General features: G+C 34.6%; 20 protein-coding genes and 1 pseudogene. 6 read left to right on the top strand and 15 right to left on the bottom strand.

What is annotated here, in order from left to right:
- Positions 1–26: 26 nt before the first annotated feature.
- On the top strand, positions 27–1,127 hold the full coding sequence (gene dprA, locus BMW63_RS00870; protein ID WP_074720289.1) for a DNA-processing protein DprA: 1,101 nt from the start codon (positions 27–29) through the stop codon (positions 1,125–1,127).
- A 569-nt stretch (positions 1,128–1,696) separates the two neighbouring features.
- On the opposite strand, the gene BMW63_RS00865 is transcribed toward dprA, so the two are convergent.
- The 11 genes and pseudogenes from BMW63_RS00865 to BMW63_RS18510 all read right to left on the bottom strand — a co-directional run bounded on the left by BMW63_RS00865 (position 1,697) and on the right by BMW63_RS18510 (position 10,093).
- Entirely contained in the window at positions 1,697–2,287 is a 591-nt protein-coding gene (locus BMW63_RS00865; RefSeq protein ID WP_074720287.1) for a hypothetical protein, read from the bottom strand.
- A 97-nt stretch (positions 2,288–2,384) separates the two neighbouring features.
- Positions 2,385–2,879 (bottom strand): annotated as a pseudogene (locus BMW63_RS00860) (transposase).
- A gap of 251 nt (positions 2,880–3,130) precedes the next feature.
- Entirely contained in the window at positions 3,131–3,523 is a 393-nt protein-coding gene (locus BMW63_RS00855) for a hypothetical protein (RefSeq protein ID WP_074720284.1), read from the bottom strand.
- Positions 3,524–3,817: 294 nt separating this feature from the next.
- Positions 3,818–4,618 carry a hypothetical protein gene (locus BMW63_RS00850; RefSeq protein ID WP_074720282.1) on the bottom strand — a complete coding sequence of 267 codons (801 nt, stop codon included), beginning with the start codon at positions 4,616–4,618 and terminating at the stop codon, positions 3,818–3,820.
- 352 nt (positions 4,619–4,970) lie between these two features.
- Positions 4,971–5,948 carry a DUF6438 domain-containing protein gene (locus BMW63_RS00845; RefSeq protein WP_074720280.1) on the bottom strand — a complete coding sequence of 326 codons (978 nt, stop codon included), beginning with the start codon at positions 5,946–5,948 and terminating at the stop codon, positions 4,971–4,973.
- A gap of 2 nt (positions 5,949–5,950) precedes the next feature.
- Positions 5,951–6,175, bottom strand: coding sequence for a hypothetical protein (locus BMW63_RS00840; protein ID WP_074720278.1), 225 nt, complete (start codon positions 6,173–6,175; stop codon positions 5,951–5,953).
- The gene (locus BMW63_RS00835) at positions 6,172–6,843 is read right to left on the bottom strand and encodes a hypothetical protein (RefSeq protein WP_139174180.1); all 672 of its coding nucleotides are present in this window, start codon (positions 6,841–6,843) and stop codon (positions 6,172–6,174) included. Before BMW63_RS00835 ends, BMW63_RS00840 begins: the two co-directional genes overlap by 4 nt.
- A gap of 10 nt (positions 6,844–6,853) precedes the next feature.
- Complete coding sequence (locus tag BMW63_RS00830; RefSeq protein WP_074720274.1) at positions 6,854–8,293, bottom strand: hypothetical protein; 1,440 nt, start codon at positions 8,291–8,293, stop codon at positions 6,854–6,856.
- 325 nt (positions 8,294–8,618) lie between these two features.
- Positions 8,619–9,596: a tryptophan--tRNA ligase gene (gene trpS / locus BMW63_RS00825; RefSeq protein WP_074720272.1), complete on the bottom strand. Its 978-nt coding sequence runs from the start codon at positions 9,594–9,596 to the stop codon at positions 8,619–8,621.
- A 145-nt stretch (positions 9,597–9,741) separates the two neighbouring features.
- On the bottom strand, positions 9,742–9,942 hold the full coding sequence (locus BMW63_RS18515; protein ID WP_262488702.1) for a GxxExxY protein: 201 nt from the start codon (positions 9,940–9,942) through the stop codon (positions 9,742–9,744).
- Entirely contained in the window at positions 9,926–10,093 is a 168-nt protein-coding gene (locus BMW63_RS18510) for a GxxExxY protein (RefSeq protein ID WP_262488701.1), read from the bottom strand. The genes BMW63_RS18515 and BMW63_RS18510 overlap by 17 nt, the downstream gene beginning before the upstream one ends.
- Before the next feature lie 89 nt (positions 10,094–10,182).
- Here BMW63_RS18510 and BMW63_RS00815 point away from each other — a divergent pair, with 89 nt between their 5' ends.
- A complete protein-coding gene (locus BMW63_RS00815; RefSeq protein ID WP_074720270.1) occupies positions 10,183–10,965 on the top strand; it encodes a lysophospholipid acyltransferase family protein in 783 nt (260 codons plus the stop codon).
- A 35-nt stretch (positions 10,966–11,000) separates the two neighbouring features.
- On the opposite strand, the gene recA is transcribed toward BMW63_RS00815, so the two are convergent.
- The 4 genes from recA to BMW63_RS00795 all read right to left on the bottom strand — a co-directional run bounded on the left by recA (position 11,001) and on the right by BMW63_RS00795 (position 14,314).
- Entirely contained in the window at positions 11,001–12,008 is a 1,008-nt protein-coding gene (gene recA / locus BMW63_RS00810; RefSeq protein WP_139174183.1) for a recombinase RecA, read from the bottom strand.
- A 214-nt stretch (positions 12,009–12,222) separates the two neighbouring features.
- On the bottom strand, positions 12,223–12,732 hold the full coding sequence (locus tag BMW63_RS00805; RefSeq protein ID WP_074720266.1) for an acyl-CoA thioesterase: 510 nt from the start codon (positions 12,730–12,732) through the stop codon (positions 12,223–12,225).
- A 45-nt stretch (positions 12,733–12,777) separates the two neighbouring features.
- A complete protein-coding gene (locus BMW63_RS00800; protein ID WP_074720264.1) occupies positions 12,778–13,161 on the bottom strand; it encodes a DoxX family membrane protein in 384 nt (127 codons plus the stop codon).
- 4 nt (positions 13,162–13,165) lie between these two features.
- Positions 13,166–14,314 carry a DNA polymerase III subunit gene (locus BMW63_RS00795; RefSeq protein WP_074720262.1) on the bottom strand — a complete coding sequence of 383 codons (1,149 nt, stop codon included), beginning with the start codon at positions 14,312–14,314 and terminating at the stop codon, positions 13,166–13,168.
- A gap of 351 nt (positions 14,315–14,665) precedes the next feature.
- Between BMW63_RS00795 and BMW63_RS00790 the strand changes: the two genes are divergently transcribed.
- The 4 genes from BMW63_RS00790 to BMW63_RS00775 all read left to right on the top strand — a co-directional run bounded on the left by BMW63_RS00790 (position 14,666) and on the right by BMW63_RS00775 (position 21,756).
- On the top strand, positions 14,666–15,109 hold the full coding sequence (locus tag BMW63_RS00790; RefSeq protein WP_074720260.1) for a hypothetical protein: 444 nt from the start codon (positions 14,666–14,668) through the stop codon (positions 15,107–15,109).
- A gap of 152 nt (positions 15,110–15,261) precedes the next feature.
- Positions 15,262–16,551, top strand: a complete 1,290-nt coding sequence (locus tag BMW63_RS00785) for a hypothetical protein (RefSeq protein WP_074720258.1) — start codon at positions 15,262–15,264, stop codon at positions 16,549–16,551.
- 131 nt (positions 16,552–16,682) lie between these two features.
- On the top strand, positions 16,683–18,113 hold the full coding sequence (locus tag BMW63_RS00780) for a T9SS type B sorting domain-containing protein (protein ID WP_245744827.1): 1,431 nt from the start codon (positions 16,683–16,685) through the stop codon (positions 18,111–18,113).
- A 1-nt stretch (position 18,114) separates the two neighbouring features.
- On the top strand, positions 18,115–21,756 hold the full coding sequence (locus BMW63_RS00775) for a PorP/SprF family type IX secretion system membrane protein (RefSeq protein WP_074720254.1): 3,642 nt from the start codon (positions 18,115–18,117) through the stop codon (positions 21,754–21,756).
- Positions 21,757–21,885: the final 129 nt, after the last annotated feature.

The following is a 21,885-nucleotide window of genomic DNA, read 5'->3' as shown; positions in this document are numbered from 1 at the left end:
ATACATTTCAACTACAAATAATTAGCATGACAGAACAAGATTTATTTTATCTATTGGCCTTGCAAAGAGTGGAGGGTGTAGGCGATATTATGGCCAAAAAGTTGCTCACTCATTGCGGCAGTGCTGAGGCCGTTTTTAAAACGAAGGCCAGCCAACTTGGCGCTATTGATGGTGTGGGTTCGATGTTACTTAGAAACCTAAAGAACCAGACTGTTTTTGACAAAGCCAATGCAGAACTAGAATTCATACGAACGAACGCAATCAATGTGGCTCATTTTCAAGGTGATAATTATCCGGAGCGGTTAAAACATTGTATCGACGGCCCATTGTTATTATTTATCTCAGGTGCTATTGATTTAAAGAACCGCAAAATAATTAGTATTGTAGGGACGCGGCAAATCACGTCTTACGGTACGGAATTCTGTCGGAAACTGATTGAGGATTTGGCTCCGCTAGATCCTGTGATCGTTAGTGGTTTTGCCTATGGTGTTGATATTGTGGCGCATCAGCTAGCGATGGAACACAACTTACAGACGATAGGCGTGGTGGCGCATGGTTTAAACCAAATTTATCCCAAAACTCATAAAAAGTATGTCGCCAAGGTCGAGCAGAACGGCGGATTCATGACGGAGTTCTGGAGTTCATCGAATCCCGACAAGGAAAACTTTGTGCGTAGAAATAGAATCGTAGCGGGAATGAGTGAAGCTACCATTGTTATAGAGTCTGCAGATCGTGGCGGTTCATTGATCACGGCTAACATAGCCAACGATTACAACCGAGATGTTTTTGCAGTTCCCGGTCGCGTAACAGACAAATACTCTCAAGGCTGCAACAACCTTATCAAAACTCAAAAAGCAAACGTACTCACCAGCGCCGCTGATCTGGTTTATATCCTGAACTGGGATATCCAAAAGGAATCGAAGCCAGTACAAAAACAATTGTTTGTCACGCTAGACGACGACGAGCAAAAAGTATATGATTACCTATTAAAAACAGGAAAAGAAGTGATGGATATCATTGCATTGCGATGTGATTTTCCTATTTACAGGATTTCAGGTATGCTGTTGAATATGGAATTGAAGGGCGTGATTAGGCCCTTGCCGGGGAAATTGTTTGAGGCGATATAGAATGATTGATTATTTTAATATTTAATATTTAAAGCTTCCAGCCTTTTGAAGGCTGGAAGCTTTAAATAAGTATTAATGTTAATTATGGGACAGACTTCCTCTGGTGCTCGTTTGCAACGAGTACTGCTTTTAGAAACAACAACAATTTTACAGCTTATTTTGTTTTAATGAACCGCGTTACATAAATTTAGTCTATTTAATTACAAGGTTTTCCTTTTGAGTTTAAAACCCAGAAGGTCTGAAATGAGCATGAATTAATTCATGTTTCTGATCGCGCGGATTTGCAATCCGTGCGTACTACTAAATGTAACTCAAATAATTCTAAAACACTTCATTTAAAATAACTTGAAAGTTTCAAAAAATGAATCTTCTTTTTTTATAAAAAGCTACAATTTCTTAAATAATAAAACTCAATGACATGTTATGTTTGCTCTACTTTGTGGGCACGGAATGCAATTCCGCGCGATCGCACTTAGAGATATATCCACACGTATAGGTAGTCCACTCATAACTAAATCAGTATAAACTTGAGTTGCCAATCCTGGTGCAACTGGTTTTCTCGCTGTAGCTTAATTATAAATCCCATCAAAATATTCATTGGTGATCACCCATTTACCCTCTTTTTTCTTCAAAATATATACCCCGCTATCAGATGAGCCTCCAAGAATAAGAGAATAGGAATAAAAAGATAAAAGTGCATATTTATTATTTGAAGACAATAAAGGGCGTGTAATCTTGTATCCTTGACTATGATCCATTAAATATTTATCAATTTCAATTTCTTGAAATTTTTTATTGTATTCCATAATGGGAATATTCAAAGAATCGAAATCTGTTTTTTTCCAATAATAAGTAATAGTGTCATTTTTATATTTAGCTTTCAAATTGAATATACCTTTTTCATTAATTGGCCAATGATTCTTTTCTTTTAAATGATTATTTAAGTAATATTCTATATTCTTTTCGTTATATGCTTTTTCATAAATAGTTATAGCTTCATTTTTAGGAAGTGATTTGTCAATTAAAAAAATCATTTTTACGTCTTTTTCATTCTTATATTTCTCGTTTACGAAATCTTTAACGATTTCGTTCTCTAGTTTAATAGTAGAACATGATATTAATATAAAACTGAGTAGTGAAAGTGAAAGGTAAGTTTTCATAATTGTATTATTTATTTACAAGGTCCCGATCGCTCGGATATGTATTTCATGAAGCTGATAGCGCAGAATTGTATTCTGTGCCCACTCCAATTGGCAACTAAAACAAATCTAACAAAACAATTTCTAATTCATATTCTAATCCTGCGTAATTTCTCGCGGAACTAAAATAATAATCTTCTGGAAGAGTTACAATTTTGTCTTTTACAGGATTGGTACGAATGTAATTTACTTTTTGCTTAATAAACCAATTGCTTTCCACAATTTCTGCGTGATAACCATCTTGCCATACTTTGTTTTTTTGCTCTTTTTTGAGGTGTTCGCATGATTTTTGAAAATAATCCAACATCCATTCTCTACGACTCTCTGACTCTTCTTGTATCGTTTTTACGATTTGTTTGGAGATGAATTTCTTAAAATCACGCATAATATCAGACAGAACAAAGCCATCCGTTCCTTTACACAACAAAAGCAAATGACTTGACATTAAACAATAAGCATAAATTTCTAAACCTTTCTATGCTTTACAATGTTTTAATGCGTTGGTGATAACATATTTTTGATTCAATCTTGTAAAAACGTCTATCGACCCCACAGTTGTTATGCTTATAAAATAGGCTTTGTTTGTAGTTGTGGCTTTGTATTTTGTTGACCTGTTTTTGTTTTAAAAATACTAAAAAAAAGCTACAACTTTTTACAGAATGTAGCTCTTTGACTTGTTTTGTTTGCTCAACTTTGTGGGCACAGAATGCAATTCTGCGCTATCGGGTCATACATTTCATGTTCGTCAATATCTTTTTGTAAATCCATTTATCGATAAGGAGCATCCTTTAGATTGGTGTGGTTTTATTCAATTCTAACAGCTGCCACAACTTGAATATATTCTGATTTATTTCTTTTTGTCAAAAAAATAATATAATTGTTTAAAAAAAAGGCTAGTTTATAATCGTCTAACTGTGGTTCCTTATTTTTATCATAGTATTTAGAGGATCGTATAAATTTTTTAAGACATAGGTTTTTTTTTGGTTTTAGATTATTTAGGACTTTTACTTCTTTAAAGAAAAAATTACCGTAACTAGCGCCACTTCCATCTTTTATATAAAACTCGTTTGGCATTTCAACAAGTGTTCTAATGTATTTATTGTTATAATTAAAAAAGAGTGTGTCTTTTTGTTTTTCTTGAGCCTGTAAATTAGGGCCTATAAATAGAAATAGTAAAAGGAGAATTGCTGTTTTCATATTTAAAGTTTTAAAATTTTATAATCTAAACTAGGTAAGGAAATTTCAATACCTAGTTTGGATTTTTTTTACTATTTAGTTGGAGGAGGTAGGGCAAGGTACTGTTTTACTTAAATTAGGAACTCTATTAGCGAGTGCTTCTATAGCAGCTTTTTTTTCTGCAGGTAAACCTACCCAGGCTTTAACATTGTTGTTCTTTAGGCCTGATTTTTATTAATTTTTGTTTTTATGAACACTTCGCAGAGCTGGGGAACACTTCGTAAAACGAAGTGTCTCTATGATACTGTTACTATTTTATTCAATTGCAAAACTTGGATAAACTTTAATGTATTCGTTCTTTGTGGGAGTGTTTTTTACCAAAAACAAAACATAATTAGATAAAAAATCTGATAAGTTTTGATCTTGTAATTTTTGGGTCTTACTTTTATCGTAAAACCTTGAATTGTGAACAAATTCTTCAAAGTCAGAGATTTGAATTGTATTATCTGTTTCTTCTTGTTTTGTAACTATCTTTTTAAGAAAAAAAGTACCGTAACTAGAACCACTACTATCTTTAGTAATGTATTCACCAGGATAGTATTCTGACTCATACAAGTAGCTATTATCTAATTTAAAATAAAGCGTATCTTTTATAGGGTTGTTAATAATTTTTTCATCTTGACGTATTGGATAGTAAGATTGATACTGTAGATGTCTAGGTTGAATAAATTCATCCCCATTAACAAAGAAAATCACAAACTTGTCTGTTAAACTATCCTTTAGTTTCCATTTATCAATTATTTTATTGTGATTTCCATCACAATAAAATTTTCTATTCTCAATATATTCTTTTATCGAAAGAATTTTTCTAGGCTTTAAGCCTTTTGTTAAATGACCATTGCCTACAAAATAAATATACCCATTTGTTTTAGTTTGTAATTTTTGTTGTCGGGCTACTTTGACGTATTCGGTATAAGTACGATTGCTTAGATTGGGAGTAATGGTAGGCGAAATAGTATACTGCTTATCTATTTTAAAAAACAGGGTGTCTTTTGCTTGCGCATAAGAACTTATAGATGCTATCGTCAAAATTATTGTTATTATAGGTAGTTTCATGTTTATTATTTTTTATTAGTCAGAACATGGAGCTGGTTTTGAAAGTTTTATCTCTCTATCGGCGAGTTGGTTTATCGCTGACTTTTGTTCAGAGGACAAGGCTGTCCAAGCAGGCACGTTTGCATCTTTTAGACCTCCCCAAGCAAAAGCTTTATAAAAGTCATCACTCGGTTCTTCTCCATAGTAATCGCTGTGCTTTTTGTTTATATGTTATTGTTTGCTCATTGTTGTGGGTACGAAGTCAGAGACATTCGCACAGCAGCCCTTAGATTTTTAAGAACACTTCTCAGAGCTGGGGCTTTGCCTGCAATCGTGCTATTTGGAACATTACGTAGAGCGAGTTGACTATTATTTATTTCCAATTAGTTTCAGTTGCAATTTTTATTAATTTTGAATACGTAGCATTTAATCCATACGAACCGTCAGAACCGTAATCCGTAATTTCTTTTATCGAACCATCTTTAAATTTAATTGTTAAAATAGTAGTAATATAATCTGTGTGATCTATTTCATACATATTAGATAAATTTTTAACATCAATATATTTCAACAATTTTTCTAGTTCATTAAATTTTTTTATTGGAATTTTTTTACTTGATTTACCTACATAGATATTTTCATAAAGTGGGTTCATAAAAATTTTTTCTGGACAATTGTAATAAGCATTTTCTTGACTGTCAATTTCTAATGTGAAATAGTATCTCATATTAAATTTTATGGACTCGATGTCATAATCCCTTTTTTTAATTGGATTTTTTTCTACAAAAGAGTCAAATCTATAGGTCAAAGTATCAATAAAATGAATCGTACTATCGTTTTTAGTTCTTTCTATCTGTGTTCTAAAATCGTATAGTAATAATTCAGTTTTTTTGTCAATTTTTATAGGTTTAACCAATTTGCAATAATTAAGTTCGTTAGAAATAAGTACAAGATCAAAATTTGAGTTTCCTTTATCAACTATAGCATATTGTGAATATTGATAAGGCCAATAGGCTATAAAAATCAAATCAGTTTTCCCATCATTATTTAAATCAGTTTTTTCCCAATTTTGAATATTCCAGCCTTTAATTACTTCACATCTGATTAAATCTTTAGTAACGGTATCTATCGATTTAATTTGCAATTGCCCGAATGTTTTTTTATTTAATTCTAGATTTAATGATTTTACATATGCAACCACTTCTTTAGTGGTCTTTAGATCATCTATATTATTCTTAAATCGATTTGTGTTTATACTTGTTTTTTCTGTAATAGCATCGTTGGTCTGTTTTAAACGAATGCAGTTTGTAAAACAGAGTAAAAGCAAATTATAAATTAGAATTTTTCTCATAACTAATTACATGGATTACCAATTGGGTTTTGTACACTAGGAGTTCCTTGTCCAACAGCACGATTAAGAGATTCTGCTTGGTATCTATTTTCTATTCTTGCCCTTTCAGCACTACCTAGAGGAATTTTTTTGTTATAAATAGGAGTTTTAACCAGACCACCCCAAGCCATATCGGTATAAACACCGTGGTTAGAGGTTTTTTTCTCGAATACTAAAGCTATTTTCAATTATACCAATCAGGATAGCCTACATGAGTTTGAACCCATTTACCCGCTTTGTTTTTTTTCAATATTACAATGTATGAACTACCTCCTAAACCACCAAACAGACTGGCTTCAGCAACAGTAAAAATGAGATATTCTTTATTTTGATAATAGATAGGCTCTGAAAAATAATAACAGTCATAAAGCGGATGTGAGATATACTTGTTAATAAATGCAGTTGAACCTTGACGTAATTTTTCGAATATTATGTTTTTGTAATTAAAATCATCAGGTTCCCAGCAACATTTACCTCCATCTGATGTAGCTTTTTCTATTTCTCCAATAGTCTTCTTACTATACTTTTTTTTTGCTTTTTCCCATTCATCTTCTTTATAAAATGTCTTGTCTTCTTTTACACCTGTTTTAGTTATTGAGTCGGTAGACACAATTTGATTAATTCGGATCATTCTTAAGGTCATATCAGTATTGATTTTACTACTCATAACCATAATTTTTTTAGAATAATCCTTAATTTTTGTGTCAAAAAAATCATTTAAGGCATCATATTTATCTCTAATGGTGTCATTAATCGCAGTAATTGGATTGTTCTTTTCGACTATATTTTTGTTATGTATAGAGGTGCAACTTATCATAAGAATCGTAATAATGACGGAATACTTTAAGTGTTTCATTTATTTTTATTTAATTACACGGTTTTCCAGTAACATTTGTCCCATAATAGCTAGTTCCAATCTGTTCGGCAATAATTGTATTTTCCAATCTTTTTCTGTCTGTGCTTCCTCCAGGATATTTTTTATTATACGCATCGGTACCCTGCAATCCACTCCACGCCAAATCTATAAATACTTGCTTATCTGAGATAAAAATTGGGAAGTTAATTTTTTTTTGGTATTCTTCTAATGCGGATGCTATTGCGTTAACATATCTGTTTGCCATATCTTCATGTTGTGAAACAACAGGATCAATATTTAGCTTTTCTACATAAAGTTTAAATAATTCTGTAAAATCATTAAAGGGAGCATTAGTTGGGTAGGTGTCATAATCATCTACTACGCTTAGCATTTGAGCGTGTATCATTTCGTGTAATAAAGCTGTTGCTTTATACAGCTGCGTAGCGTTAGAATAAGAATCTTGTGTAACTGTAATTAAATAGTTGTTTTTCGAAATTTTTTTTGTTTCCGCAAAATCCTGTGCATATTGCATAACTCCCATTTTCATATTAACAGTATAAACACTGTTTGCTCCTAGTTTCTTTAAAATAACTGCAATATCATTGTTTGTAGTAGTTTTTAATTTTTCCATGATTGCTTTTGGGCAAGGATCAAGTTCAGTATCGTCAATATTATCTTCGATTGCATTTGCTATGTCTTCAGCTGTTGGTGCTGCGATGCCACCACCGTCTCCATTATGGTAACTATAAAATTCTAATCTTTGAGTAAGTGTATCATCATTATTATAATTACCATCACAAGGGAAAGGCATAATAGTAGTGGTACTTGTTGTGGTAGTACTCACATAATTAATCAATATAATTTCACCCCCAACTGTCCAAACTTCATAACGATCAATAATTTGATGAGTAGTTACTGCATAATTTTCAGAGCACTGAGGCATTTTACTGGTAGCATCAGATTTGGTCAGAAAGGCATTAATACTTTCCGCCAAAACATTCAGATTGTTATTCTCTGTAATATTTCTGGCTTTCCCTTTATAGATCGACATTGATCCTAAATTTTCACCGTTTAACCGAAATACATTTAATGTTCCCGTAAAATCACTAAGTTTTGTAATGGTTTCGGGATAAATAGTACTGCCTTTATTAGTATACACTTCTAGAAAATACGAATGCAAATTTCCTTGCGACTCAATTGCAACCAACTGATATTTTAATGTGCTCTGTAGAAAATTAGATTTCAGTGTACTTGCTGTTTTCTCGTGAGCTGCAATCTCTGAAATTTTAAAACCACCCTTCTCTGTGTCATTTATACTTTCCCAGTTTATTGTTACATTTTCGGCTATATTTACGTTAGAAAATTTATTTAATTCTAACTCTTTTTTTAATTGACTTAGATCGACACTTGTTTTTTTATTTGCAAGCTCTTCATTATTACAGGAAAGCATAAATAGTGACAATAAAAAACAAACAAGATATTTTAAATTTGCTAATGTAGCTTTGTGGTTTGTGGTTTGTGGTTTGTGGTTTGTTTCATAGTTTGGTTTATAAAGTTAGTACTATTCATTCAAATAGACTTTACCAAATGTATAGAAAAAAAGTAATAAATAAAATACCCACATTTAGTGATATTTTAAAAAAAATCTTCTTCAGGGTCTTAAACCCTGAAGGGGATGAGTGGAATGAATGGTGACTAAAAAGGCATAGCTTATTATTGGGGATTTTAATAATTTGCGAATCTGCGGTTCATTTTTACAAGTCTAGAATTAAATGTTATTGTACTTCAAATCCTAATTTTGCTCTTACTCTCGCCAGAACACCATTGGCAACAGCCGTAGCTTTTCCGGCACCTATTTTAAGTAAAGCGTCTACTTCAGGAAGGTTGTTTATATAGTAATTGTATTTTTCTCTTTCGGTTTTGAATTTTTCGCATATCAGTTCAAACAAAGCTTGTTTGGCGTGACCATAACCATAGTTTCCACCTTCATAATTAGCACGCATCGCAGCTAGTTGCTCGGCAGTGGCTAACAACGAATAAATGGCAAACGCATTACAAGTCTCTGGATTTTTCGGATCCTCTAGTGGTGTGCTGTCGGTTTCGATGCTCATTACTTGTTTGCGCAACGCCTTGTCGTCTAAGAATATATTAATGATATTGTTAGCCGATTTACTCATTTTTCCGCCATTTGTTCCAGGAATCAGCATGCTGTCTTTCTGAATTTTAGCTTCCGGAATTACGAAGGTTTCGCCCATCTGGTGGTTGAATCTTGAAGCTACATCACGGGTGATTTCTACATGTTGTAATTGATCTTTCCCTACGGGAACTAGTTCAGCGTCATATAATAAAATATCGGCAGCCATTAACATTGGATACGAAAACAATCCTGCGTTTACATCTTCTAATCTATCGGCTTTATCTTTAAACGAATGCGCTAGGGTCAAACGTTGAAAAGGAAAAAAACAACTCAGATACCAAGATAACTCCGCTGTTTGCGGCACATCTGATTGTCTGTAAAAAACTACTTTATTGACGTCTAATCCACAAGCTAGCCAAGCTGCTGCCGTGCTGTAGGTATTCGTTCTTAGTAATTTTCCGTTTTTTATTTGCGTAATCGAATGCAAGTCGGCAATGAAAAGAAACGATTCGTTTTTAGGATCATTTGATAATTGTATTGCCGGTATAATTGCGCCCAGTAAGTTTCCTAAATGTGGAGTTCCTGTACTTTGAACGCCTGTAAGTATTTTTGCCATTGTAATTTTTTCTTGATTGCAAAGTTCGTGAAGTTTTTCTCAATGTTAACAACGATTATTCTTTTTTTACCGCAAAGTCAGCAAAGGTTTTCGCAAAGTTAAAAGTTAGTTGTTTTTTTATAAATTATTAACAACTCTTCTTATTCTATTTTTTTAAAAGCACTTCATTAAAGCTAATTAGTAGTCCAAGTTTATAATTTCCTAATTTTAAATAAGTCAAAGTTTGAGCTAAATGGATATCATTTAAAGATTCTACACTTTTAAGTTCGATATTTAATTTCTTTTCTACTAATAAATCAACTCTATAACCACAATCTAATATTACTTCCTCAAATTTTATTGGCATGGAGTTCTCTTTTTTCAATATAAAGTCCGAACTGATTTATTTTGTAAAACAAACATTCTTTAGTTGCATTTTCTAGAAGTCCAGGGCCTAGCGCTTTAAGAACATCGATTGCTAAACCAATTACAATTTTTGAAATTTCATTTTCGGTCATCTTTAAAACTTTGCATTCTTTGCGGTTAATAACACACTAACTTTAATTCTTTTATCAAAAGTAACATTCGATTCATTACTTTTGACGCCATGAAAGGAATAAAAATAATTTTCTGGACTTTATGGCGGATGTGGTTTTATGTTTTATTTACTATCCCAATAGTGATAATGTTGCCGTTTTTATTAGTGTCTATCGTTTCTGAAAAAGGCTATCCGTACTATTTTAAAATGTCTCGAATTTGGGCCAAATTCATACTCTTCGGAATGGGGTTTTACTATAAAATTGAAAAAAACCAAACCTTAGAACCGAATAAAAGTTATATGATTGTGGCTAATCACACTTCTATGACCGATATTATGCTGATGCTCGCCACGGTTAAAAACCCTTTTGTTTTTGTTGGAAAAGTAGAGTTGGGCAAGATTCCGTTATTTGGATTTTTCTACAAACGAACTTGTATTTTAGTAGACAGAGGTTGCTCTAAAAGCCGTTTGACTGTTTTTAATGAGGCTCAGAAAAGATTAGACCGCGGTTTAAGTGTTTGTATTTTTCCTGAAGGCGGCGTTCCTGATGATGAATCTCTACTTTTGGATACTTTTAAAGACGGTGCATTCCGACTCGCAATTGAACATCAAATCCCAATAGTTCCTATTACTTTTGCCGATAATAAAAAGAGACTTTCTTATACTTTTTTTAGCGGTGGCCCAGGATTAATGCGCGTTAAAATACACGAACAAATTGAAACCTCTGGAAAAACAGGTTCAGACAGAAGACATATCAGAGAGGAAGTTCGGGATGTCATTTATAATCAGTTAGTGCAGTTTGAGAAAGAATCAAAAGAGAAGAAACCGATTTTTGCAAAAAGTAAAGTATAAAAAAAGAGTTGGCCATGGCCAACTCTTTTTTAGTTTTATGCGTCTGCTAATTCTTTTATTCTGGCTTTAATCTTTAATTCAAGTTCATCTGCTAATTCCGGATTGTCTTTTATTAACGATTTTACAGCATCACGTCCTTGTCCTAATTTGGTTTCACCATAACTGAACCAAGAACCTGCTTTTTTGATAATTTCAAACTCTACAGCAAGATCTAAAATCTCCCCTGTTTTTGAAATTCCTTCGCCATACATGATGTCAAATTCGGCAATTTTAAAAGGGGGTGCTACTTTGTTCTTCACCACTTTTACTTTGGTTCTGTTACCCAGAACGCTGTCTCCGTCTTTAATTTGTGTAGAACGACGGATATCTAAACGTACCGAAGCGTAGAATTTCAATGCATTTCCACCAGTAGTCGTTTCCGGATTTCCAAACATTACTCCAATTTTCTCTCTCAATTGATTGATAAAGAATACAGTACAATTAGTTTTACTGATTGTTCCAGTTAATTTTCTTAATGCTTGAGACATCAAACGAGCATGAAGTCCCATTTTAGAATCTCCCATTTCACCTTCGATCTCACTTTTTGGAGTCAAAGCAGCAACAGAGTCAATAACAACAATATCAATTGCTCCTGAACGAATCAGATTTTCAGCTATTTCTAATGCTTGTTCTCCATTATCGGGTTGAGAAATAATCAGATTTTCAATATCTACGCCTAATTTCTCAGCATAATTTCTGTCGAATGCATGCTCTGCATCAATAAATGCCGCAATTCCACCCGCTTTTTGAGCTTCTGCAATGGCATGAAGTGTCAAAGTAGTCTTTCCAGAAGATTCTGGGCCGTATATTTCGATTATTCTTCCTCTTGGATATCCACCAACTCCTAATGCTAAATCGATACCTAAAGACCCTGAAGAAATAGTTTCTACTTCTACAATGGCTTTATCGCCCATTTTCATTACAGTTCCTTTTCCGTAGGTTTTATCCAGTTTGTCAAGCGTAAGTTGTAGCGCTTTTAATTTTGCTTCTTTCTCTGTACTCATCTTCTCTTTCTCTTTTACCTTTTCTTTCATCTATTTGTATTGTTTTTCTATCTGTAACAAACTAACAGGATGTATTATTATCCTGAAAATTTCATTTAAAAGTAATTGTATGTTTTCGTAAAAATACTTCTTTTTATGATGCGAATTTTCTCTTTCAACATTTTTTTTAAACTCTTGATTTTGCCAAAAAATTAGAGCGTTAATTTCTCTTTTTTTACATGAACAAGGCCTTCAATTCTGTAGCTTCCTCTGGTTTCATTTTTCCGGCCAAAACTAAACTGAGTTGTTTGCGTCTTAGCGCGGCATCAAAACGTTCTTTTTCTAGTTCCGTTTCTGGGATTATTTGAGGTACTTCTACCGGTCTTCCCGTATCATCTACTGCAACAAAAGTGTAAATGGCCTCATTGGCTTTCGTTTTATTACCAGACTCTCTGTCTTCTACCCAGATGTCGATAAAAATCTCCATCGAACTTTTGAAAGCTCTTGAAACTTTAGCCTCAACAGTAACTACACTTCCTAACGGAATGGCTCTATTGAAAGCCACGCTATTTACAGATGCTGTCACTACGATTCTTCTTGAATGTCTTCTTGCTGCAATACTCGCAGCACGATCCATACGTGCTAGTAATTCACCGCCAAAAAGATTATTCAAAGGATTTGTTTCGCTCGGTAACACTAAATCGGTTAATGTTGTCAAGGATTCGGAAGGATGTTTTGGTGTCATTTTATTTGTCAATGTAATTACTGTTTTCTTTTTTTTTTATGTATTCTAATTTAACCAGTACACGGCCATTACTGCCGGTATAAAATAGATAACAATGGTTCTTGCTCCATCGTAATCTTTTGCCAATCGTTGCCCAAAAAGCAACATAAGTAAAGTTATGCAAGAAAATACTGCGCCGTAAAAACCAAACTCTCTACCGTTGTTTATCAATAACTCGATACAACCTACAATGCACAAAATACCAGATATTAATTCTAAGACTAGCACATTGGCTAAAGCCAAAGGCACTTGATTTCGTAAAGGTGTTTTAGCAAAATGACCTTTTAACCAGTCGACATTGTCTTTCCAATAAAACAGTTTATCGTAACCAGATTGAAGAAAAGAGATCGCTAAAAAAACTAAAATTAAAATAGAGGCAACGTTGTTCATAAGGTTATTTTTTGTGGATTAGACGTGTTAGTTTGATTGATAAATCAGTTAAAATAATTTTTGCATTTCCGTTGCGTTCCACGTGATACATGGCGTCGGATAGTTCTTTGAAAATATCGTGAATGTTATTGCCGTTTACAAAAGGAGCAAAATTTTCTAGTTTGAATTTATCGACTTTAGGTTCAAAATAAACTAACGACTTGGTCTCATAATTCAGCATTAGCGCCTGACGGAACATTTCGATACAAAATTGAAGAAATTTCTTTTGGGTTTCTCGTCCCAAGCCGGCAATTTTTTCACTCCAAAGAATCAAATCTTGAATCGCCGCAGCATTTCCTTTTGCTTTAAATGCTGCCCGAACCCAGGTAACAAACCATTGCTCAAAGGGGTGCTCTTCATCATCAGCATGGAGTAAATGCAAGGCAATGTTGTAGTTTCCTTGTGCCTGATGTGCGATTTTCGCCGCCAGTTTTGGGTCGGCTTGTTCTTTTGCTATCAAGGCTTCGGCAATAATAGGCTCGCTTAAACCGTTAAAATGTAAAATCTGGCAACGAGAACGTATCGTTTGAATTAAATCTTCTTCGTTTTCAGTGATTAAAATAAAAACGGTCTTTTCTGGCGGTTCTTCCAGCAGCTTTAATAATTTATTGGAAGCAGAAATGTTTAGTTTGTCTGCCATCCAGATGATCATAATTTTATAACCGCCTTCATATGATTTTAACGACAATGCTTTTAGAATTTCCTGTGCATCATCTACTCTTATTTCGCCTTGCTTGTTTTGAACACCTAATATGGCATACCAGTCAAATAAACCGCCGTAGGGGTTTTTAGTTATGAACTGTCGCCAATCAGTAATGAAATCAATACTTTTAGGATTTTTCTTTACTTCTTCGGTCGTTACGGTAGGATAGGCAAAGTGTAAATCAGGATGCGATATTTTTTGAAACTTTAAATTACATGCTTGATTGGCACCATTATTCTCTCCGTTTTGATTGCCGCATAAAATGTACTGTGCGTAGGCAATGGCCATGGGTAAAGTGCCGCTCCCTTCAGGACCGACAAACAATTGTGCATGTGGGATTCTACCCAAATCGGCACTTCGTGTCAGATGATTTTTTATGTGTACTTGCCCTAAAATTTCAGAAAATTGCATTAAGCAAAGATATAAGAAAATGGGATAGTCAAAAATTTTCATAAAGAAACTTTAAAATGTTGTTAGCTCATTTTTTATCGCAATTTCATTTTGCAAAGTCCATACAATTTTTTTGTTAAAAAGCTGTAATACAAGTAGCTATTATTGTAACAATAAATTTTTAAACGCAACTAATATAATTTAATGTTAAAAAACGATTAAATCCTTTGAAATGTGCGTTTTACAAGTTTAAAAACTTTTTTTAAGGAATTTTCGTTAAACAAAAATTTTACAAAACATAATAATAAAGTTGCAAATTAACTTAATTTGTATATTTTTGTTTTTCTTAACTAATGTTTAAATTATTTAATTATGAAAAGGAAGATTGTTTTTTTAAGTTTATTTTTAATTTTATCGATAAGCGGTGTATCTGCTCAAAGCAAAGATTTGCCTCAAAGTATTATTAGTAAGACAGCGGTAATAAGAGGTTATCACGTTCAGCAAGAGTTAAAAGAAATGAATAAAGGAGAATTATTAGAATTATATATTGAACGTATAAAAGTTTTGGTTAAAATACTGCCTCACATTGCTTTAGCTACTAAGCCAGGAGTAACTCTAACGGACTTAGGAATACCTAATAACGCAGACAATAAAAAAGCACTAGCTAGTCAGGATGAAAGCTGCACGAAGTTTCTTGAATCTACAGTTGAGTTTCAAAGAACAATGGTACCTTATTCTGATACAAGAAATTTAATAAATGCTATTCTGTTTTATGAAAATATAATGAAATCATTACATGAGTTTGACTCTAACTAATGATTAAAATTCGGTTTCATTAAATAATTGGTTTTTATAAGAGTAGCGTGCTGATTTCGAATAATAGTTAAAAACACATATTTAATTTATGCTGAAATAAGCCGCAAAAGCTGGAAAGAGTTTTTGGATTATTAATTTTATCTTTTAATGCCATGAAAAAATTACCCCAAATTTTAGTGATTTTCCTTTTAGGAGTTTGCAGTGTGAACGCACAGCAAGAAAAAGGAATTATAGGTTCTAGTAACTGGTTAAATTACTGGACAGAATTTAGACCCAATAAAGTTGAGTATAGCGAAGCCAATCAGATATTGGCAGGTTCTATTTCTGTAAATACAAAGCTGTACAAGAAGAATGTTTATGTGTTACAAGGAAGCGTATTCGTAACTAATAATGCTGTTCTTACCATTGAACCAGGAACTGTAATACTAGGAGACTATGATTCTAAAGCATCGCTCACCATCACAAGAGGTGCTAGCATTATTGCAGAAGGTTTAGAGACAGACCCGATCGTTTTTACCTCTAATAGAGGAGTAAGAAAAGCGGGAGATTGGGGAGGAATAATCATATTAGGAGATGCTCCTATTAATAAATTTGGAAATGTTTCGTCTGTAAATTTTGATTTGGATAATTCCTTGACTTCTTATGGAGGTACAAATCCAAGTAGCAATTCAGGTATTTTGAAATATGTAAGAATTGAATTTGCTGGGAAAAGTATAAAAGACGCAGGTGTTTTTAATGGGTTGCTATTAGGTGGTGTAGGGAACAAAACAGTGTTCGAAAACATAATGGTAAGTTATTGTGCCGGTGATTCTTTTGAAGTATTTGGAGGAGAAGTTGTTCTGAATAAGTTAGTTTCTTTTAAATCAAGTAGTATTGATTATAAGTTTAATTATGGAACTCAATGTCGCATTGATAACTCCATTGCAATACGAAACTCATACATATCAAGTAATACGGGTTCCAGATGTATGGATATTGCCTCTTATGATAAAAAATCAGAAGTTGATTTTACTAAAAAACAAACCTTGGTTACAGCAACTAATCTAACATTCGTTAATGATAGTGATAATTTAAGCGTTGATATTCAAAAGGGTTTAGTGAAAGAAGCGGTACATATAGGAGACAACGCCTCTATTGTTTTCAAGAGAAGTGTTATTTCTGGGTTTAATCCTGCGGTTTTGTTAGACAATAATATCGTTATTAATAACGCAAATTTGATTAAGATTAAATTTGAAGATATGTATTTCAATTTTTGTAATGGAAATATCTTTACGGAATTCAACTCTAATAATGATGATTTAGAGAGTTGGTATGGTAGTAGCGCATTTTTTAATGTGTTTGCCAAAAGCGATAATAAGGAAACTTTTATCGATTTCGCTAATGAGAAAAAACCAGATTTTAGATTACAACTTTCTAAAATTACGGCCTCTAATAATCATTAATTGAAAACCCTACTGTAAAATTATTTGATTTATGACGTGGAGGTTTATACTAATGACATATAATATGTTTTTAATTAGACCAAATAATGTATAGAAAAACACCCCTTTTCTTTAAAAAATTTTTTTGTTTTTTGTTTTTGGTTTTACCTTTAACAGCCAGTTTATATGCTCAAATGACTATTGGAAAACCTACTTTCCTTAGTTATATTTGTGCAAATTCTGGATTTAATAGTTTTGAAGTTCAATTTACTTTTAATGCCGCAGGAGTAACTCCTACTAATCAATTTATAGTGGAGTTATCAGATCCGGTGGGTAATTTCTCTGCGACGCCTACAGTACTTTACACTTCTGTTGCGGGAGCAGTTAGCAGCTCTCCAGCAACTCTTGCGTTTGCGGTGCCTACCACTACAGCGGGTGAAGGTTATAAACTTAGAATACGAAGTACTTCAGCAGCTTTTACAAGTCCTGTATCTAATTCTTTTGCAGCCTATTATAAAATACAAGACACTCCGTTTTCGATTAATAACTTTGTAGGAAACGCCACCTATTGTATTGGGGGAAGTTACGTTTTAACGATTGATAATCCAGGAACCGGAACTAATGATTCCCCATTAAAGTATCCCTCTTTAACCTATAATTGGTTTAAAGATAACGGATCGACACTACCACCAACTAAACTCGCTTCCGCAGCAGCCGGTAGCTATACGGTTAGTACCCCAGGAATTTATTATGTAGAAACGAATTATGGTACTTGTACATCAAATTCATATTCAAATCGAGTTACTGTTTCGGCATCTTCAACCTCTGGTACAGCTACGATTATATCAAGTAAAGGAAATCCTTTTTGTGCGGCACAAGGCGCAACAATATTAAGCGCTACTGCAGGTAACAATTACCAATGGTCAAATGAAAATGGCGTTATGGCGGGTGCTAATAGCCAAACTTTTAGTGCTACTGTTGCTGGAAAATATGCTGTAAAGGTTGATTTTGGAGGTTGTCAGGCGAATGCTTCGATTGATTTGCAAAATGTTAAATTTGCGAGTAGTATCAACGTTAGCGATGTGAATACAATTGCGCCTGGAGAATCTTTAGAGACAGTCGTGACAACTGATGCACTCAATCCTACGTTTGCATGGTATTTAAATGATGTTGTTATTCCTGGTGCAATAGGAAACACCTATAGCGTTACTAGTAAAGGAAGTTACAAGGTGGTGATTACTCAAACCTCGGGATGTGTTAGTTCTAGTGAGTTGCCATTTATAGTGAACTTATCTTTTGATCCCAATCCGTTTCCAGACGTAGCAGATATACCTAACATAGTAAGCCCTAATAACGACGGTGTAAATGATACTTGGGTTTTACCGCAAGAATATGTGAGTGGCACAAATACCGAAATAATGGTAATCAGTGCTCAAGGAGAAATTGTATTTCAAACCAATGATTATCAAAATAATTGGCCTGATAATCAGGTTGATTTTAAAAATGTAACCCCAGTTTTTTATTATATTATTACAACACAAGATAAAAAAGTAAAAAAAGGCTCAATAACCGTGTTTAAATAAAATGAGAAAAATTCTACTTTTCATAGCCCTTTTTTATGGCACAACTCAATTACTCTATTCTCAAGACCAAGAGAATGGAGTTGTTTCGTTTTCATTACCCATAAGGAATTCCTTGAAGTTTAATAAATTTTTAATCAACCCTACTTTTAGTTTTGTTAGGGAACAAAACACCTATGTTAGTTTTTATAATAAAAGACAATGGATTCAATTTGATAATGCACCTTTAACTTATTTGGCTAGTTATTCTGGGAGGTTTGGTGAGAATGAAGGAATGGCTATTGGTTTGTTTCAGCAAAATTATGGTGTTTTAACTACTTTTGGAGCTGTTGGAAATTTTGCTCACAATGTTGTTCTTCAAGAAGACAGTAACCTGACTTTCGGTGTGAATGTGGGTTTTTATAAAAGCGGCCTAAATAGCGGTAAGGTAATATCGAATTACCCTGATCCAGCTTTAGACAACGTACCCTCTAATTCTTTATTAACGGTTAACCCAGGTATAAATTACGGAACCGCTTTTCTAGATTTTGGTATTTCTGCAAATAACCTTTTTTTATATAATCTTAAAACGTCCAAATTAGTTGAAGAGGATCCCGAAAAAAGCATTGAAGGGCACATTATGTATACGGGATATTTAGATACGTATGGTTTTTTTGACAAGAGTAAATTTTCAAGTTTAGTTAAAAGCGAATTTAAAAAAGACAAAACTGTTATTTCGGGCTTAGTGATGTTTACTGTTCCCAAAGGAATTTGGGCACAGGCAGGTTATAATACCTTGTACGGAATGTCTGCTGGGGTAGGGATGAACATAACTTCAAGAATAGCGGTTGAGTATAATTTTGAAAAAGGAACTGGAAATTTTTCTAATTTTGGATCTTCACATGAAATCGTATTTGCATATAAATTCAAAAGTAATAATTTCTACTATGGCGATGATGAAGAAGAAGGTTCGCTTATTGCTGCAGCGGAGAGAAAACCAGTTAATGTAAAACCAAAAGAATCTACAATTCTTTCTCCGATTGATGCTCAAAAATTAAAAGAACTCAAAGAGGCTTTAATTGTTCAAAAGGAAGAAAGACGATTATTCAAATTGCAAGAAATTGCAGATGCGAAGGCGAAAGCAGATGCGGCAGCACAGGCTAAATTGGCGGCAGATGCCAAAGCAAAAGCAGATGCGCAAGCGCAAGCTAAATTACAGCCCAATGCATCGGCGCAAGCTAAATTAGCAGCTGATGCCAAAGCAAAAGCAGATGCAGCAGCTCAGACTAAACTAGCAGCAGATGCCAAGGCAAAAGCTGATGCAGCAGCACAGGTTAAATTAGCAGCAGATGCCAAAGCGAAAGCCGATGCCACAACACAAGCTAAATTAGCAGCAGATGCCAAAGCGAAAGCCGATGCCGCAACACAAGCTAAATTAGCAGCAGATGCCAAAGCGAAAGCCGATGCCACAACACAAGCTAAATTAGCAGCTGATAGCAAAGCAAAAGCCGATGCCGCAACACAAGCGAAATTAGCAGCAGATGCCAAGGCAAAAGCCGATGCAGCAGCACAGGTTAAATTAGCGGCAGATGCCAAAGCGAAAGCCGATGCAGAAACACAGACCAAACTTATTGATGACGCCAAAGCGAAAGCTGATGCAGCAGCACAAGCTAAACTAGCAGCTGATGCCAAAGCAAAAGCCGATGCAGAAGCATTGACGAAACTTATTGATGACGCCAAAGCAAAAGCAGATGCAGCAGCACAAGAGAAACTAGCAGCTGATGCCAAAGCAAAAGCCGATGCAGCAGCACAAGATAAATTAGCAGCAGATGCTAAAGCAAAAGCCGATGCAGCAGCACAAGATAAATTAGCGGCAGACGCCAAAGCAAAAGACGATGCAGCAGCACAGACGAAACTTATTGATGACGCCAAAGCAAAAGCCGATGCAGCAGCGCAAGCCAAATTAGCGGCAGATGCCAAAGCGAAAGCAGATGCAGAAGCACAGACGAAACTTATTGATGACGCCAAAGCAAAAGCGGAGTCAGAAGCACAAGCGAAATTAGCAGCAGACGCAAAAGCAAAAGCAGATGCCGATGCTAAACTTGCAGATGCCAAAGCGAAAGCGGATGCAGCAGCACAAGCGAAATTAGCGGCGGATGCAAAAGCAAAAGCAGATGCAGAAGCTAAACTTGCCGATGCTAAAGCGAAAGCGGATGCAGCAGCACAAGTGAAATTAGCGGCGGATGCAAAAGCAAAAGCAGATGCTGAAGCTAAACTTGCAGATACCAAAGCGAAAGCGGATGCAGCAGCACAAGCGAAATTAGCGGCGGATGCAAAAGCAAAAGCAGATGCTGAAGCTAAACTTGCAGATGCCAAAGCGAAAGCGGATGCAGCAGCACAAGCGAAATTAGTGGCGGATGCAAAAGCAAAAGCAGATGCTGAAGCTAAACTTGCAGATACCAAAGCGAAAGCGGATGCAGCAGCACAAGCGAAATTAGCGGCGGATGCCAAAGCAAAAGCAGATGCGGACGCTAAACTTGCAGATGCCAAAGCAAAAGCGGATGCAGCAGCACAAGCGAAATTAGCGGCGGATGCAAAAGCAAAAGCAGATGCGGACGCTAAACTTGCAGATGCCAAAGCGAAAGCGGATGCAGCAGCACAAGCGAAATTAGCAGCAGACGCCAAAGCGAAAGCAGATGTTGAAGCTAAACTAGCGGATGCAGCGGCACAAGCAAAATTAGAAGCGGATGCCAAAGCAAAAGCCGACGCAGAAGCGCAGGCTAAAGCAAGCATAGTTCCGAAAGACACCAATGCGAAAGCGATGGATAATTTGGCTCAAATAATGGAGAATTCAAATGAGATGCAAAAACAATTGTTGTCTCAGTTGAATGAAAAGGTAGCTAATAAAGAAAAAGAGCTTAAGGATCTAAAAAAGGAGAATGATTTAAGTGAACAAGGAATCGTCAGTGCTCCAAAAGAATTCAAAAGCACTGCAGGCGAGAATGATGCACTGGAATCTCTAAAAATACAAATTGCTGATGCAAATAAAAGTCAGAATGACCTCTTAAATAAGTTCAAAGTCTTGTATGACGAACGAGTTAAGAAAGTATCCGATAAAAATGATGCGCTTACACAAAGTTATTTGAGTACTATTACATCTTTAAAAAGTGCACAATTAAAAGCAGAGCAGACAAATGTAAATTTAATTGCCTCTTTAGAAAAGATTAAAGTGGAAGCAGAAATTGAGAGGAAACGTAGAATAAAACGTGCTGCTTTTGTGAATGATGACGGAAGGTATTTAGAAGACGTTGCTGCTTTAAAACGTATTAAAGAAACAACAAAAGTAAGTGCAGTGCCGGTCAAATCAGAAGATTTTGATTATGGAGAGGAGCAAGCCAATATGCAAATTAAGAAGAATATTAAAAATGTTGAAGGAGGCTATTATTTAATACTTGCTGCACATAAAGAGGTAGCAAAAAGAGATGCTTTCTTAACAAAAGCCGTGTCAGCGGGACTATCAAATGTTAATTTCTTTTATGACGTAAATTCAGGCAACTATTTTATTTATGGCGATAAATATGATAATTTGCAGGAAGCGCAGAACGCCCTAGGATCAAAAGGCAAGAAGCCGTATAATGGTAAAATGGTAATTATTAAGGTAGAATAGGAATAGATAAAGCATCGTGGAATTAAATCCCACGATGCTTAGGTCTTTATGGGTCAGGATTAAAATGATGCTCATCCGTTCGTCGTGAAGAACTTGATTTGACCAAAAGAAACAATGAAGATAGTTGTC

Source organism: Flavobacterium frigoris (assembly GCF_900111075.1).
GTDB classification, from domain to species: domain Bacteria; phylum Bacteroidota; class Bacteroidia; order Flavobacteriales; family Flavobacteriaceae; genus Flavobacterium; species Flavobacterium frigoris.
The sequence above is the reverse complement of the archived record's forward strand: the minus strand, read 5'-3'. Positions and strand labels throughout refer to the sequence as shown.